This is a genomic window from Xanthobacter sp. YC-JY1 (assembly GCF_021730305.1).
Taxonomy (GTDB): domain Bacteria; phylum Pseudomonadota; class Alphaproteobacteria; order Rhizobiales; family Xanthobacteraceae; genus Xanthobacter; species Xanthobacter flavus.
Genome location: NZ_CP032674.1, coordinates 3,803,664 through 3,818,922 on the forward strand (window position 1 = coordinate 3,803,664; position 15,259 = coordinate 3,818,922).

Sequence of the window (15,259 nt, forward strand, 5' to 3'; positions counted from 1 at the left end):
GCTGACCGCCGCGCCACCGGCACAGCCGCCAACGAGACGAAGATATGACCGAGAACCACCTTTTCAGCGCCATCCGCGCCGCCATCCCGGCGATGGACAAGCCCCTCGCCCGCCTCATGGACGGGACGGTGGAGACCTATGGCGACGCGCTCGCCCTGTCCGCCCGCCTCGCCAACCTCCTCGTCGCGCGCGGCGTGAAGCCCGGCGACCGGGTGGCGGTGCAGGTGGAGAAATCCTGGCCCGCCCTCGCGCTTTATCTGGCGACGATCCGCGCGGGCGCGGTCTATCTGCCGCTCAACACGGCCTATACGCTGAACGAGGTCGAGTATTTCCTTTCCGACGCCGAGCCCGCCGTGTTCGTGTGCCGGCCGGAGATCGAGCAGGACGCGCGGGCGCTGGCCACCCGGCTCGGCGTCGGCGCGGTGGAGACCCTCGGCACCGACGGGAAGGGCTCCCTCACCGATGCCGCCGCCGCCTTCCCCGATACGTTCGAGGACGCGGCGCGCGGCCCGGAGGATCTCGGGGGCATTCTCTACACCTCGGGCACCACGGGCCGCGCCAAGGGCGCCATGCTCACGCACGCCAACCTGCTCTCCAATGCGCAGACGCTGAAGGACTACTGGCGTTTCACCGCGGACGACGTGCTGCTGCACGCGCTGCCCATTTTCCACACCCACGGCCTGTTCGTGGCTTCCAACATCATCCTGCTGGCCGGCGCGAGCATGGAGTTCCGCTCCAAGTTCGATCCGAAGGAGGCCATTGCCCTCATGTCGGCGGGCAAGGTGACGACGCTCATGGGCGTGCCCACCTTCTACACGCGCCTGCTCGACCAGCCCGGCCTCACCCGCGAGGCGACGAAGGGCATGCGGCTGTTCATCTCCGGCTCCGCGCCGCTGCTCGCCGAGACCCATCGCGCCTTCGAGGAGCGGACCGGCCACGCCATCCTCGAGCGCTACGGCATGACCGAGACGGGCATGAACACATCCAACCCCTATGACGGCGCGCGCATCGCCGGCACGGTGGGCTATCCCCTCCCCGGCATCAGCGCGCGCGTCACCGATCCGGAGACCGGCGCGGTGCTTCCCACCGGCGAGATCGGCATGATCGAGGTTGAGGGGCCGAACGTGTTCAAGGGCTACTGGCGAATGCCGGAAAAGACCGCCTCCGAGTTCCGCGACGGCTTCTTCATCACCGGCGACCTCGGCAAGATCGACGAGAAGGGCTACGTGCACATCGTCGGCCGCGGCAAGGATCTGGTCATCACCGGCGGCTTCAACGTCTATCCCAAGGAAGTGGAAGGCGAGATCGACGCCATCCCGGGCGTCGTGGAAAGCGCGGTCATCGGCGTGCCCCACCCGGATTTCGGCGAGGGCGTCACAGCCGTCATCGTCGCCCAGAAGGAGGCGACGCTGACGGAAGAGGCCGTCCACCGCGCCCTCGAAAATCGTCTTGCGAAGTTCAAGCAGCCCAAGCGCGTATTCTTCGTCTCCGAACTGCCGCGCAACACCATGGGCAAGGTGCAGAAGAATATCCTTCGGGATACCTACAAGGACATTTATCGTAACGTTGCGTAAGACACCCGCCACATAGGCGGGACACAGGGCCGACGGCGGAGCAACCGCCGCGGCCGACAGGACGGGGAGCCGGAGGCGGGAAACCTCAGGACACCCCGAACGACCAAAAAAATGAAATGGGAAACGCCACAGGCCGCATCCAAGGCGGACGCACGGGAGGACAACACCATGATCGGATCACGGACCATTGCGCGCGCTTGCGCGCTCGCCTGCGCCATCGCGTTTTCGGCGCCGGCCTTGGCCCAGGACATCACCCTGCGCGCCTCGCACCAGTTTCCGGGCGGCAAGGGAGACCCGCGCGACGAGATGGTGCAGATGATCGCCCGCGACGTCGCGGCGGCCAATGTCGGCATCAAGATCCAGGTCTTCCCCGGCGCTTCGCTGTACAAGGCGAACGAGCAATGGGGCGCGCTGACGAAGGGCCAGCTCGACATTTCGTCCTTCCCGCTCGACTACGCCTCCGGCCGCGTGCCCCAGTTCTCGGTGACGCTGATGCCAGGCCTGGTGCGCAACTTCGACCGGGCTGATCGGCTCAACAGCTCACCCTTCATGCAGGACATCAAGAAGATCGTCGAGGCGCAGGGCGCCATCGTGATCGCCGACGCCTGGCTTTCCGGCGCCTTCGCCTCCAAGAAGGGCTGCATCACCGGGCCCGACAGCATCAAGGGGCAGGTGACGCGCGCCGCCGGTCCTGCCTTCGAGCAGATGTTGGCGGCCGCCGGTGCCTCCATCGCCTCGATGCCGTCCTCCGAAATCTATTCGGGCATGCAGACGGGCGTGCTGGATGCCACCAACACCTCCTCTGAGAGCTTCGTCTCCTACCGCCTGTTCGAGCAAGTGAAGTGCCTCACCGCGCCGGGCGCCAATGCACTGTGGTTCATGTACGAGCCGGTGCTCATGTCCAAGCAGGTGTTCGACCGGCTTAAGCCCGACCAGCAGAAGGCCATCCTTGCGGCCGGAAAGAAGGCGCAGGACTGGTTCGCGCAGGAGGTGCGCAAGGGCGACCAGAAGCTCGTCGACACCTTCAAGAAAGCCGGCGTCGAGGTGATCGAGATGTCGGCGTCCGACTATGACGCCTGGCTCAAGGTGGCGCAGGCCAGCGCCTACAAGAACTTCTCGGAAAAGGTGAAGGGTGGCGACGAGTTGATCAAGAAGGCCCTCGCCGTCCAGTGACCGGGCGGGCGCCTGCCGCGCCCTGATGGCCTTCGCCGCCCGCCGCACTGACGGCGGGTGGCGCTCCACACGCGCCCACGCTTTGCCGCCGAGGCTTCCATGACCCGCTCATTCCTCCACGCCGTGGATTTCCTGTCGCGCGCCGTCGCGATCCTCGCCGGGCTCCTGCTCGTCGCCTCCATGGTGGTCATCTGCCAGATGATCTTCATGCGCTACGTGTTCCGCGCGCCCACCATCTGGCAGACCGATTTCGTGGTGTTCACCGCGACGGCCGCGGTCTTCCTCGGCGCACCCTATGTGCTGCTGACGCGCGGCCATGTGGGGGTGGATGTCATAGAGATCATGGCGGCAAAGCCCGTGCAGCGGGTGCTGGGCATCATCGGGGCGGTGCTCGGCCTCCTGTTCGCCATCGCTATGACGGTGGCGAGCAGCATCTTCTTTCACGAGGCCTATGTGAATGAGTGGCGCACCTCCACGGTCGCCGCCATCACATTGTGGATTCCTCTTCTACCGCTGCCCGTTAGCTTCGCCCTCCTCACCCTCCAGTACGTGGCCGAACTGGTGCGCCGCATCTCCGGCACGGACGGCTTCGGAGCGCACCCGTGATGACCCTCTCCCCCACCACGTCGGGCCTCGTCGTCATCGGCATCCTGTTCGCGCTTCTCGCCACGGGTATGCCCATCGCCTTCGCCCTCGGGCTCACCGCTATTTTCGGCCTGCTGATGGCCAGCGGATGGGGCGTGTTCGAGGTGCTGGCCGAGACCATGTTCGCCGGCATCGCCAACCTCGCCTATGTCTCCATTCCCATGTTCGTGCTGATGGGCGCAGCGGTCGCCGCTACCCCCGCGGGCCGCGATCTCTACGAGGCGCTGGACCGCTGGCTGAACCGGGTGCCGGGCGGGCTGGTGCTTTCCAACATCGGCGCCTGCGCGATCTTCGCCGGCATGACGGGATCGAGCCCCGCCACCTGCGCCGCCATCGGCAAGATGGGCATTCCGGAGATGCTGAAGCGCGGCTATCCCGCGTCGGTCGCCACCGGATCCATCTGCGCGGGCGGCACCCTCGGCATCCTCATCCCGCCCTCGGTGACGATGATCGTCTACGGCATCGCCACCGAGACCTCCATCGGCCGGCTGTTCCTGGCGGGCGTGATGCCGGGCCTGATGCTCACCGCCATGTTTATGGCGTGGTCGCTCTACGATTGCAGCCGCAAGGGATTCCGCTTCGACGATCGCGGAACCCGCTTCTCCTTCAGCCAGAAACTGGAAGCGCTGCCGAAGGTCCTGCCCTTCCTCATCATCATCCTCGGAACGCTCTATGTGCTGTACGGCGGCGTCGCCACGCCTTCGGAGGCGGCGGGCGCGGGCGCCTTCCTGACGCTCGGCGTCGTCATCGTCATGTACCGGCTGTTCCGGCCGAAGCCGGTGTTCGAGATCTTCTCGTCCACCCTCAGGGAGAGTGTCATGATCATGATGATCATGGCCTCGGCGGAATTGTTCGCCTTCGCCCTGTCCTCGCTCTTCATCACCCAGACCGTGGCGGCCTCGATCGCGGGCCTGGACGTGAACCGCTGGGTGCTGATGGCGATCATCAACCTGTTCCTGCTGGTGGCCGGCATGTTCCTGCCGCCGGTGGCGATCATCGTGATGTCGGCACCGCTGCTCTACCCCATCATCGTGTCGTCAGGATTCGACCCCTACTGGTTCGCCGTGATCCTGACCATCAACATGGAGATCGGGCTCATCACCCCGCCGGTGGGGCTGAACCTGTTCGTAGTGAACGCCATCGCCCCGCAGGTGCCGACAGCCCAGGTGCTGAAGGGCGCCCTGCCCTACGTGCTGCTGATGATCGGCGGCATTGTCGTGCTCAGCATATTTCCCGGCATCGTCACCTGGCTGCCGGACACGGTGATGGGCCCCGTGAAGTGAAGCCTCAGCGCACCACCGGCACCACGTCCACGCCCACGGCGAGGATGTGGTCGCCGGACGAGACGATCACCCCGTCTACCGGCGAGACATCCGCATAATCGCGGCCGACGGCGAGGATGATGTGGTCGTCCCCGGCGGGGATGGCGTTGGTAGGGTCGAGCCCGATCCAGCCGAAGGCCGGCCCGCACCACACCTCGGCCCAGGCATGGGTGGCATCCGCCCCCTCCAGCCGCGGCTGACCCTCGGGCGGGATGGTGCGCAGATAGCCGGAGACGTAGCGCGCCGGCAGGCCGAGCCCGCGCAGGCCGGCGATCATCACCTGGGCGAAGTCCTGGCACACGCCCGCCTTCGCCGCGAACGCCTCGTGGGGCGAAGTGGTGACGATGGTGGCGCCGGGCTCGTAGGTGAACTCGTCATGCACCCGGTGCATCAGCTCCAGCGCGGCCTCCAGCACGGGGCGGTCGCCGCGGAAGCTGGTCGCCGTCCAATCGGTGATCTCGTTGTCGATGGGCACCGCCCGGCTCGGGAACAGACCGTGGGCGGCCGCGTCCGGCCCCAGGTCCGTCTCCTCCAGCGCGGCGGCGCGTACCTCGTCCACCAGCGGGGTGGTCGCCGGGTCCGGCAGGGGCGTCGCGGTCACGTCCACCCGGCTGCGGGTGGTGATGGAGAGATGGCCGTGGGGCTGGTCGATGGTGAGCCAGGTCAGGCCGTTGCCGAAGAAGTCGGTGCCCTGCTCCAGCTCCGCCGGCTCAGGGTCCACATCGAGGATGTGGGCGATGACGTGCTGATGGCCGAAGCGGTCCACCGGCGTCATGCGCAGCACCTGCCGCACCACGCGCACCGGCACCTGATAGCTGTAGGTCGTGGTCTGGCGAATATCGTAGAGCATTTGACGTTGCTTTCGCTCAGGCGCCGCGCGGGCTGTCTCGTTGCTTTCGCTCAGGCGCCGCGCGGGCTGTCTCGTTGCTTTCGCTCAGGCGCCGCGCGGGCTGTCTCGTTGCTTTCGCTCAGGCGCCGCGCGGGCTTGGGGCTCGCGGGGCTCGCATCACATGCCGAAGGTGAGCGTCATCTCCGGGGAATGTCCCTGGAGGAAATAGTGCGACGACACTTCGTCGGAGAGCTGCATCAGCATCTTCTCCATGGCGTCGAACCATTGCGGCTCGAAGCTCTCGGCCGTGCTCGCGGCAAGCTCGGCCTGCATGCGGGCGACGATGCGCTCCCACAAGGGCGGCGGCGCATCCTGGTCGCGACCGGGCAGCACCTTGAGGTGGTTCGCCATGCGATGCACCTGGAAGGCCACCGAGCGCGGATTGTCCGGGTCCAGCAGCACGAGGTCCAGCACCGGGCCGCGGGCTTCCATCATCACATAGCGCGTGCGGTAGGTGATGAGGCTGTCCGCCACCTGCAGCAGCGCATCGAGCGACCCCTGCGGGGCGCCGATCTCGCCGAAGGTGCGGGCAAAGCGCAGGGTACCGATGGCGCGCTCCGTGCGCCGGCCGATCTCCAGGAAGCGCCAGCCGGTGAGCCGGTTCATGTTCTCCGAGGCGAGGCCCGAGAAGGCGGCGATAATGCGCAATGCCGCGTCGGCCCGCTCCGCCACATCGGCTTCGGAGGGGGCGGCGGGGACCGGCTGGGAGACGCAGGTCTCGAGATCCACCAGCGCGCGCCACGCATCCGGCGAGAAGCGGTCGCGGATGACGGAAGCCGCCGAACGCGCCGCCTGCACCAGCTGCGGCAGGGCGCCGGGCACGTCGCGGCGGGTGAGCACGGCCACGGCATAGCGGGTGGGCGTGGCGCGGGCGAGATCGCGCGGCATGGCGCCCCACGCTCCGAGCAGGCCCAGCAGGCGCGACACGAGCGGGCTGGTGCCGGTGTCGCCGCTCTCGGCGAGGCGGCCCACCAGCACGCGGGAGAGGCGCAGCGTCGCCTCGGCCCGCTCCACATAGCGGCCGAGCCAGAAGAGGTTGTCGGCGGCACGGCTCGGCAGGGTGCCGGAGGAGCGGCGGACCTTCACATTGTCCGGGCTCGGCAGCAGCGTGGTGTCGGCCACCTCGCCGTCCGCCAGCACCCACACGTCCGCCGAGCGGTCGCCCTTCTGCATGGAGACGGCGCGGGCGTCAGCGGCGGAAGAGATGCGGCAGAAGCCGCCCGGCATCACCGACCAGCCCTTTTCGGTGGCGGTGAGGAACACCCGCAGCATGAACGGGCGGGGCGTGAGCTTCTCGCCGGTCCATACCGGCGTGGTGGAGAGGCGGGCGATGTCCTGGCCCACCACGTCCGCCCCGCGGCGGGCGAGCAGGGTGGAAAGGCGCCGCCGGTCGGCCTGGGTGAGGTCGGCGCCCAGCACCGAGCCGCCATCCGGCAGTCCCGGCAGCGCCCGGCCGAAGGCAGAGGAGATGACGAGCTCGTCCAGATGCTCCATCACCTGCGCCCGCTCGGCCGGCTGGCCGCACCACCAGGTGGCGACGTGGGGCAGGCTGAGCGGCCGCCCGGTGAGCCGGGTGGCGATGCGCGGAAGGAAGGCGAGCAGCGCCGGCGCCTCCACGATGCCGGAGCCGAGCGCATTGGCGAGCGCCACGCCCCCCATGCGCACCGACTGGACAAGCCCGGGCACGCCGAGGCGCGAACGGGCGTTCAGCTCCAGCGGGTCGGCGAAATCGGAGTCGAGGCGGCGCAGCAGCACGTCGATGCGCCTAAGGCCCGCCACCGTGCGCACATGCAGGGTATCGCCCCGCACGGTGAGGTCCTCGCCTTCCACCAGCAGGAAGCCGAGATAGCGGGCGAGCAGCGCGTGCTCGAAATAGGTCTCGTTCAGCGGCCCGGGGGTGAGGAGGCCGATGCGGCCCTCCCCCGTCCGGTCGAGCTTCATCAGCGAGGTGCGCAGCGCCTGGAAGAAGGCGGCGACGCGCTTCATGTTCAGGTTGCGCGAGACATCCGGCAGCGCGCGCGTCGAGGCGAGGCGGTTCTCCAGCGCGTAGCCGGCGCCGGATGGCGCCTGGGTGCGGTCGGCGAGCACCCACCAGCGCCCGTCCGGGCCACGCCCCACGTCGGCGGCGTAGACGCGCAGGAAGCGCCCACCCTCGGGGCGCACGCCCACCAGCGGCCGCAGGAATTCCGGGCTGCCGGCCACAGCCGCCGCTGGCAGATCGCCATCGGCGACCAGATGGGCGTCGCCATAGAGATCCTGAAGCACCTCTTCCAGCAGCTCGGCGCGCTCGATGAGGCCGGCAGAGAGGGCCTCCCAGTCCGAATTGCCGATGATGAGCGGCATGTGGCTGAGCGACCACGGCCGCTCGCCTCCACCCGCATCGTCATAGACACGATAGAAGACGCCGCTATCCCGGAGATAGCGGTCCGCGGCGGAGAAGCGCCGGCGCAACTCCTCGGGGCCAAGCTCTGCCAGTGCGGCGAGGAAGGGCTGCCAGTGACGGCGCGGCTGGCCGTCCGCATCCATCATCTCGTCGCGGGTGGCCGGCAGTGTGCGGTAGCCGCCGATCAGACTTTCGGCTGCGGCCCGTTCGAATACCTCGCTCCGCTGCTCCGCACCCGACACGATCACCCCTTCCGCGGGCACCCCTGCCCGCGCATCATCTTCCTGTGCCCGGTGGGTCCGGGTTCTCCATTATGACCGTGCTGGCGCCAGATGCACCCCTCTTCGGAGCGCTTCCAGCCTGCGCCCGCCGCAGGGCGCGCCTGCGGCGGACCTTCGGCACGGTCGCGCGATCAGGCGCTGGCAGGGCGCCGCAGATCGAGGGTGGTCGGGAACTCGTCCGGCGCCGTCTCCAGCACCACGTCGAGGGTGCCGGGGGTGTGGCCGAAGGTCTGGAAGCGGGCGAGGCGACGGGCCTCGGCCTCGTAGGAGTTCACCGGGAAGGTGTCGTAGTTCCGCCCGCCCGGATGGGAGACGTAATACATGCAGCCGCCGCGGGAGCGCTCGCTCCAGGTGTCCACGAGGTCGAAGGTGAGCGGCGAGTGCACCGGGATGGTGGGATGCAGGCCCGACCAAGGCTGCCACGCCTTGTAGCGCACGCCCGCCACATAGGTGCCGTTGCGGCCGGTGGGGGCCAGCGGCACCTTGCGGCCGTTGCAGGTGAGGATGTGGCGCGAGGGGTTGAAGCCCTCCACCTTCACCTGCAGGCGCTCCACGGAGGAGTCCACGTAACGGGCGGTGCCGCCCACCACGCCTTCCTCGCCGAGCACGTGCCAGCATTCCAGCGCCTGCCGCACCTCGATGTCCACGCCCGCCTGCTGCACCTTGCCGAAAGCGGGGAAGCGGAACTCGAACTGGGCGCGGAACCACTCGGGATCGATCTGGTAGCCGGCGTCGGAGAGGTCTTCCACCACGTCGAGGAAGTCCTGCCAGACATAATGCGGCAGCATGAAGCGATCGTTGAGGATGGTGCCCCAGCGGGTGCAGTGGCCGTGCACCGGCTTGTTCCACAGCCGCGCGATGAGGGCCCGCAGCAGCAGCTGCTGGGCAAGGCTCATGCGCCAGTCCGGCGGCATCTCGAAGCAGCGGAACTCCACGAGGCCCAGCCGGCCGGTGGGGCCATCCGGCGAATAGAGCTTGTCGATGGAGATTTCGGTGCGGTGGGTGTTGCCGGTGACGTCCACCAGCAGGTTGCGCAGCAGCCGGTCCACCAGCCACGGGGCCGGGGGCTCGCCCTGCCCGGGTGCCGGGAACTTGGAGAAGGCGATCTCCAACTCATACAGGCTGTCGTGCCGCGCCTCGTCCACCCGCGGATGCTGGGAGGTGGGGCCGATGAACAGGCCGGAGAAGAAATAGGACAGGCAGGGATGCCGCTGCCAGTAGAGCAGCAAGCTCTTCAGCACGTCCGGCCGACGCAGGAAGGGGCTGTCGGCGGGGGTGGAGCCGCCCACCACCACGTGGTTGCCGCCGCCGGTGCCGGTGTGGCGCCCGTCCACCATGAACTTCTCGGTGCCGAGGCGGGCGAGCCGCGCCTCCTCATAGAGGATGCGGGTGATCTCCACGCAACCGGCCCAGCTGGCGGACGGATGGACATTCACCTCCAGCACGCCCGGATCGGGCGCGATGCGGATGAGGTTGAGGCGGTAGTCGAAGGGCGGCGGATAGCCCTCCATGTGGATGGGCGTGTTGAGCTCGATGGCCACCTGCTCGAGGGCGGCGACGAGGTCGAGATAGTCCTCCAGGATCTCCACCGGCGGCAGGAACACGCACAGGCGGCCGTTGCGCGGCTCGACGCAGAGCGCGGTGCGGGTGTCGGCGGTGAAGATCTGAGTGTCGTACTTGGCGAGATATTCGCGCGCCAGCTCCTGCGCCCGCTCGCCGACGCCGTAGGCCTCGGTGCGCGGGGCGATGGAATGGCGCGGCATGCTACCCGGGCCGCCGGGCGTGCCGGCGTCCGTGCCATCAGTGCCCGCGCCGACACCGCCCTGCCCCGCGCTGTAGCGGGCGGAGAAGTCGGCGGCATCCGGCAGCGGCGCACGCGGCTCGAAGGGATCGGCCTCGACGATGTAGGGATAGCGCGTGGGCGCCAGATAATGCAGCGATTCCAGCGGCAGGCGGTAGCCCATGGGGCTCTCGCCGGGGATCAGGAACAAGAACTGGCGACGGTAGGTCCATTCCTCCGAACGCCACGCCGGGCCGGCCGGCGTCCAGACGCGGCGCAGCGGCAGCACCGAGCCGGTGGCGGTGCCGAGGCCCTGATTGAAGGTGCGCGCGAGCATGCGCCGCTGCACCTCGTCCGCCATGCGCGGATCGCCGGGGGCGATGTTCTCGGGAAGGTTCTGCTCCTTCCACATGTAATAGATGTTGTCCTCGAACGCCTGCTGGACGAACTCGCTGCCCACGGCGAGCTTCTCGGCCACCGCCTTGCAGAAGCGCTCGGCGTCGGCCGGCGTGACGCCGTAATTGACCTTCTCGTCGGCGATCAGGTCCTCGCGCTGCCAGATGGGCTGGCCGTCCTTGCGCCAGAACAGGTCGAAGGACCACCGCGGCAGCGTCTCGCCGGGATACCACTTGCCCTGGCCGTAATGCAGCACGCCCTCGGTCTCGAAGCGGCGGCGCAGGCGGCGGATGAGCTCGTCCGCGCGCTCGCGCTTGTGTGGGCCGAGCGCCTCGGTGTTCCACTCGGGCGACTGGTAGTCGTCGATGGACACGAAAGTCGGCTCGCCACCCATGGTGAGGCGCACGTCGCCAGCCTTGAGATCCTCGTCCACCTTGTGGCCGAGCTGGTCGAGGGCCGCCCAGGTCTCATCCGAGAAGGGCAGCGTGACGCGCGGCGCCTCGGCGACGCGGACCACCTGCATGTCGAAGCCGAATTCGACCTCGGCTTTCTCGTTCACATAACCGCTGATGGGCGCGGCGGAGCTGTAGTGCGGCGTGGCGGCGAGCGGGATGTGGCCTTCGCCGCACAGCAGGCCCGAGGTGGGGTCGAGGCCGATCCAGCCGGCGCCGGGCACGAACACCTCGCACCAGGCGTGCAGGTCGGTGAAGTCCACGTCGGTGCCGGAGGGACCATCGAGGGCCGCCACGTCCGGCTTGAGCTGGATGAGGTAGCCGGAGACGAAGCGGGCGGCGAGGCCGAGATGGCGCAGCAGCTGCACCAGCAGCCAGCCGGTGTCACGGCACGAGCCGAGCTTGCGCGTCAGGGTCTCGTCAGGCGTCTGCACGCCCGGCTCCATGCGGATCACATAGCCGACTTCGCTCTGCAGGCGCTGGTTGAGATAGACCAGGAAGTCGACGATGCGGGTCTTCTCGCGCGGGACGGAGGCGAGATAGTCGGCGAACAGGGTGCCTTCATCCTCCAGCTCGAGATAGGGCGCGAGCTCGGCCTTCAGCGCCGGCGCATACTCGAACGGGAAGCTCTCCGCATATTCCTCGACGAAGAAGTCGAACGGGTTGATGACGTCGAGCTTGGCGAGGAGGTCCACCTCGACCTTGAACTCCGTGACCCGCTCGGGAAACACGATGCGGGCCAGCCAGTTGCCGAACGGATCCTGCTGCCAGTTGATGAAGTGGTCAGCCGGCGAGATCTTCAGCGAATAGGCGGGGATGTCGGTGCGGCTGTGCGGCGCCGGCCGCAGCCGGATGACCTGCGGCCCCATGGAGACCGGGTGGTCGTAGGTGTAGCTCGTGACGTGATGCAGGCTCGCGAGGATCGACATTTAGGGCACCAGGTCCTGCGGGCGACAGCCCAGGGATAGGATCGACTGTGGGTTCAGCGGTGGGATCGGCAGCGGGTCCGAGAGACGGTCGGGGAACGGCTCCTGTTTCCGGTCAAGGTTAGACAAGCCGGACAAGGGGCGGAAGCGCGACTTTGCGGCGGCAACCGCCCCGATCGAGGGCAGTTGCCGAAGGAAGAGGCAATGCGCACGCGCCCGGATCAGGCAGATGCGGGTGCCGGGGGCACTCCCGCGTCCGGAGCCGGAGGCGGCTCGGGCGGCGCATGGCCAGCGCTGGACTTCTTCTTGCCCTTGCGGCCTTCCTCGAAGCGCTGGAGCACCGTGTAGAAGGACGGCACGAACAGCACGGCAAGGCAGGTGGAGGCGAGCATGCCCGACACCACCGCGATGCCGATGGACTTGCGCGAGTTGGCGCCGGCACCCGTGGCGAACACCAGCGGCAGCACGCCGAGGATGAAGGCGAACGAGGTCATGAGGATGGGGCGGAACCGGAGGCGCGAGGCCTCCACCGCCGCATCCATGATCTCCATGCCCTCCGCCCGTTTCTCGCGGGCATACTCGACGATGAGGATCGCGTTCTTGGAGGCGAGCGCGATCAGCAGCACGAGGCCGATCTGGGTGTAGAGGTTGTTGGGAACCCCGAGCCCGAGCAGCGCGCTGACGGTGCCCAGCAGCGCCAGCGGCACCGCGAGGATCACCGACAGGGGTTGGATCCAGCTTTCATACTGGCCGGCCAGCACGAAGTAGACCAGCAGAATGGCGAGCCCGAACACATAGTAGATCTGATTGCCGACCGCCTTCTCCTGATAGGACATGGCGGTCCACTCGAAGCCCGTGCCCGGCGGCAGGGTGGAGGCGGCGATCTGCTCCATCAACGACAGCGCCTGTCCGGACGAGAAGCCCGCGGCGTTGGTGCCGACGATGGTGGACGAAGGATACAGATTGTAGAGCGAGATCAGCGGCGGACCCAGCACCATCTTGACGTCCACCACGGTCCCGAGGGGGATCATGGCGTTCTGGGTGGGCGAGCGCACCTTCAGCTGCATCAGGTCGGCCGGCGTCACGCGGAAGCCCGCATCGGCCTGGATATAGACCTGGAAGACGTTGCCGAACTTGTTGATCTGGTTGACATAGGTCGAGCCCAGATAGGCCGAGATGGTGTCGAACACCTGGCCGACCGTGATTCCCAGCGTCTCCGCCTTGATCCGGTTGACCTCCACCTGAACCTGCGGCGCGCCGGCGCGGAAGGACGAGGAGACGTGGCTGAGGGCCGACTGCGCCCGCGCCTTGTCCACCATGGACGAGGTGATCTGCTCCAGCAGCTGGTAGTCGAAATTGCCGTTGCGGATCTGCGGCTGCATGGTGAAGCCGGCCGCGTTGCCGATGCCCTGGATGGCCGGCGGCACGAGGATGACTACCTCTGCCTCATCAACGCCAGCCACCGCCTTGTTCAGGTTTTCATACATCGAGAGCAGATCCTGCCCCTTGGTAGCGTAGCGCACATCCCAGGGGGTCAGGGTGATGTAGGTGACACCCGCATTGGCGAGGGTGGAGGAGTTGTCGAGCACCGAGATGCCGGAGATCGCCAGCACGGTCTGGACGCCCGGCACTTTGCGGATGCGTTCGGAGACATCCGCCATCACCTTCTTGGTGCGGTTGAGGTTCGAGGCGTCCGGCAGCTGAACGTGGGCAAGGAAGTAGCCCTGGTCCTCGATGGGCAGGAAGGCCGTGGGAATGCGGGTGAGCCCATAGCCGGCGAGACTCATGAGCGCGACGGCGATGAGCACCATCAGCTTGGAATGGTGCACCATACGGCTGATAAGGCCGGCATACCAATGCTCAGCTTTGCCATAGATGGCGTTGAAGCCGCGGTAGATGAAGTTGCGCTTTTCCGGCGGCACCGGCTGACGCAACCAGAGCGCGCACTGCGTCGGCTTAAGGGTCGCCGCGTTGATGGCCGAGATGAAGGCGGTCGCCGCGATGACAAGGGCGAACTGCTTGAACATCTGCCCTGACAGGCCGGGAATGAACGAGGCCGGCAGGAAGACGGACATCAGCACGAGGGTGATGCCCACCACCGGGCCGAACAGTTCGTCCATGGCCTTCTCGGCCGCGGGCTGTCCCGCCATGCCCTCTTCGATGTGCCGCGCCACGCCTTCCACGATGACGATGGCATCGTCCACCACGATTCCGATGGCGAGGATGATCGCGAACAGGGTCGAGAGGTTGATGGTGAAACCCATGGCGTCCATGGCGGCGAAGGCACCGATGATGGTCACCGGAACGGTCGTGGCAGGCACCAGTGTCGCGCGCCAATCCTGCAGGAATAGCAGGATGACGACGAGCACGAGGATGGCCGCCTCGAACAGGGTCTTCCACACCTCGTCAATGGAAGCGGTCACGAACAGGGTGGTGTCGAAGGGAATGGCGTAGTCGAGACCTTCGGGAAAGCTCTTCTTCAGGTCTTCCATCTTCGCGGCCACGCGCTTGGCCACGTCGAGCGCGTTGGCGGCGGGGAGCTGGAAAATGCCGATGCCGGCCGCAGGTTTGTTGTCCTGCATGAAGTCCTTGGAATAGCTCTGCGCCCCCAGCTCCACGCGGCCGATGTCGCGGATTCGCACGATCCGGCCGCCATCGGAATTGTCCACCTTGACGATGATGTTCTCGTAATCCTTCACGTCATCGAGGCGGCCGGAGACGTTCACCGTGTACTGGAACGACGCGTTGGACGGTGCCGGAGGAATGCCGAGCTGGCCGGGCGTGACGATCTGGCTCTGCTTCTGGATGGCGTTCGACACATCGGTGGGGGTCAGGCCGAACGCCTGCATGCGGTCGGGATCCATCCACACACGCAGGGCGTAGGTGCCAGCGCCAAACACCGCGACATTGGCGACGCCGTCAACCCGCTCCAGCTCGTTCTGGATGTTGATGATGGCGTAGTTGTTCAGGAACAAGCCGTCATACTTGCCGTCCGGCGACACCAGGGTCACGAACTCGAGGATCGAGGTGCCCTTCTGCAGGATGGTCACGCCCTGCGCCTGTACCGCATTCGGCAAGGAGGCGAGGGCGATGTTGACGCGGTTCTGCACCAGCACCTGCGCCATGTTGGGATCGGTGCCGATCGCGAACGACACGACCAGCGTGTAGGTGCCGTCCGACGCGGACCAGGACTGCATGTAGATCATGCCCTCGACGCCGTTGACCTGCTGCTCGATTGGCAGGGCCACGGTGTCGATCATCGTCTTGGCGGAGGCGCCCGGGTAGGAGGTCGAGACCGTCACCGTGGGCGGCACGATGTTTGGATACTGCGACACCGGCAGGCGGATCAGCGAGACGAGGCCGATCAGCACGAAGACCATGGCGAGAACGTTCGAGAGGACCGGCCGCTCGATGAAAAAGCGCGAAATCATGGGCGCT

The 15,259-nt window shown here is 67.3% G+C and carries 8 protein-coding genes; 4 read left to right on the top strand and 4 right to left on the bottom strand.

What is annotated here, in order from left to right:
• Positions 1–44 precede the first annotated feature (44 nt).
• The 4 genes from D7006_RS17855 (at position 45) to D7006_RS17870 (ending at position 4,675) form a co-directional block, all read left to right on the top strand.
• Positions 45–1,574, top strand: a complete 1,530-nt coding sequence (locus tag D7006_RS17855) for a malonyl-CoA synthase (protein ID WP_237354007.1) — start codon at positions 45–47, stop codon at positions 1,572–1,574.
• Positions 1,575–1,742: 168 nt separating this feature from the next.
• Entirely contained in the window at positions 1,743–2,747 is a 1,005-nt protein-coding gene (gene dctP / locus D7006_RS17860; RefSeq protein ID WP_229645335.1) for a TRAP transporter substrate-binding protein DctP, read from the top strand.
• A gap of 99 nt (positions 2,748–2,846) precedes the next feature.
• Positions 2,847–3,353, top strand: a complete 507-nt coding sequence (locus tag D7006_RS17865; protein ID WP_237354008.1) for a TRAP transporter small permease subunit — start codon at positions 2,847–2,849, stop codon at positions 3,351–3,353.
• On the top strand, positions 3,353–4,675 hold the full coding sequence (locus tag D7006_RS17870; RefSeq protein ID WP_229646803.1) for a TRAP transporter large permease: 1,323 nt from the start codon (positions 3,353–3,355) through the stop codon (positions 4,673–4,675). The genes D7006_RS17865 and D7006_RS17870 overlap by 1 nt, the downstream gene beginning before the upstream one ends.
• Before the next feature lie 4 nt (positions 4,676–4,679).
• Here D7006_RS17870 and D7006_RS17875 read toward each other — a convergent pair whose 3' ends face one another.
• The 4 genes from D7006_RS17875 to D7006_RS17890 all read right to left on the bottom strand — a co-directional run bounded on the left by D7006_RS17875 (position 4,680) and on the right by D7006_RS17890 (position 15,252).
• Positions 4,680–5,564, bottom strand: coding sequence for a transglutaminase family protein (locus D7006_RS17875; protein WP_229645333.1), 885 nt, complete (start codon positions 5,562–5,564; stop codon positions 4,680–4,682).
• A 156-nt stretch (positions 5,565–5,720) separates the two neighbouring features.
• Positions 5,721–8,228: a circularly permuted type 2 ATP-grasp protein gene (locus tag D7006_RS17880; protein WP_371744962.1), complete on the bottom strand. Its 2,508-nt coding sequence runs from the start codon at positions 8,226–8,228 to the stop codon at positions 5,721–5,723.
• A gap of 170 nt (positions 8,229–8,398) precedes the next feature.
• Positions 8,399–11,824 (bottom strand): DUF2126 domain-containing protein, encoded by a 3,426-nt coding sequence (locus tag D7006_RS17885; protein WP_237354009.1) that lies wholly within the window; start codon positions 11,822–11,824, stop codon positions 8,399–8,401.
• 218 nt (positions 11,825–12,042) lie between these two features.
• Positions 12,043–15,252, bottom strand: a complete 3,210-nt coding sequence (locus tag D7006_RS17890; protein ID WP_237354010.1) for an efflux RND transporter permease subunit — start codon at positions 15,250–15,252, stop codon at positions 12,043–12,045.
• Positions 15,253–15,259 lie beyond the last annotated feature (7 nt).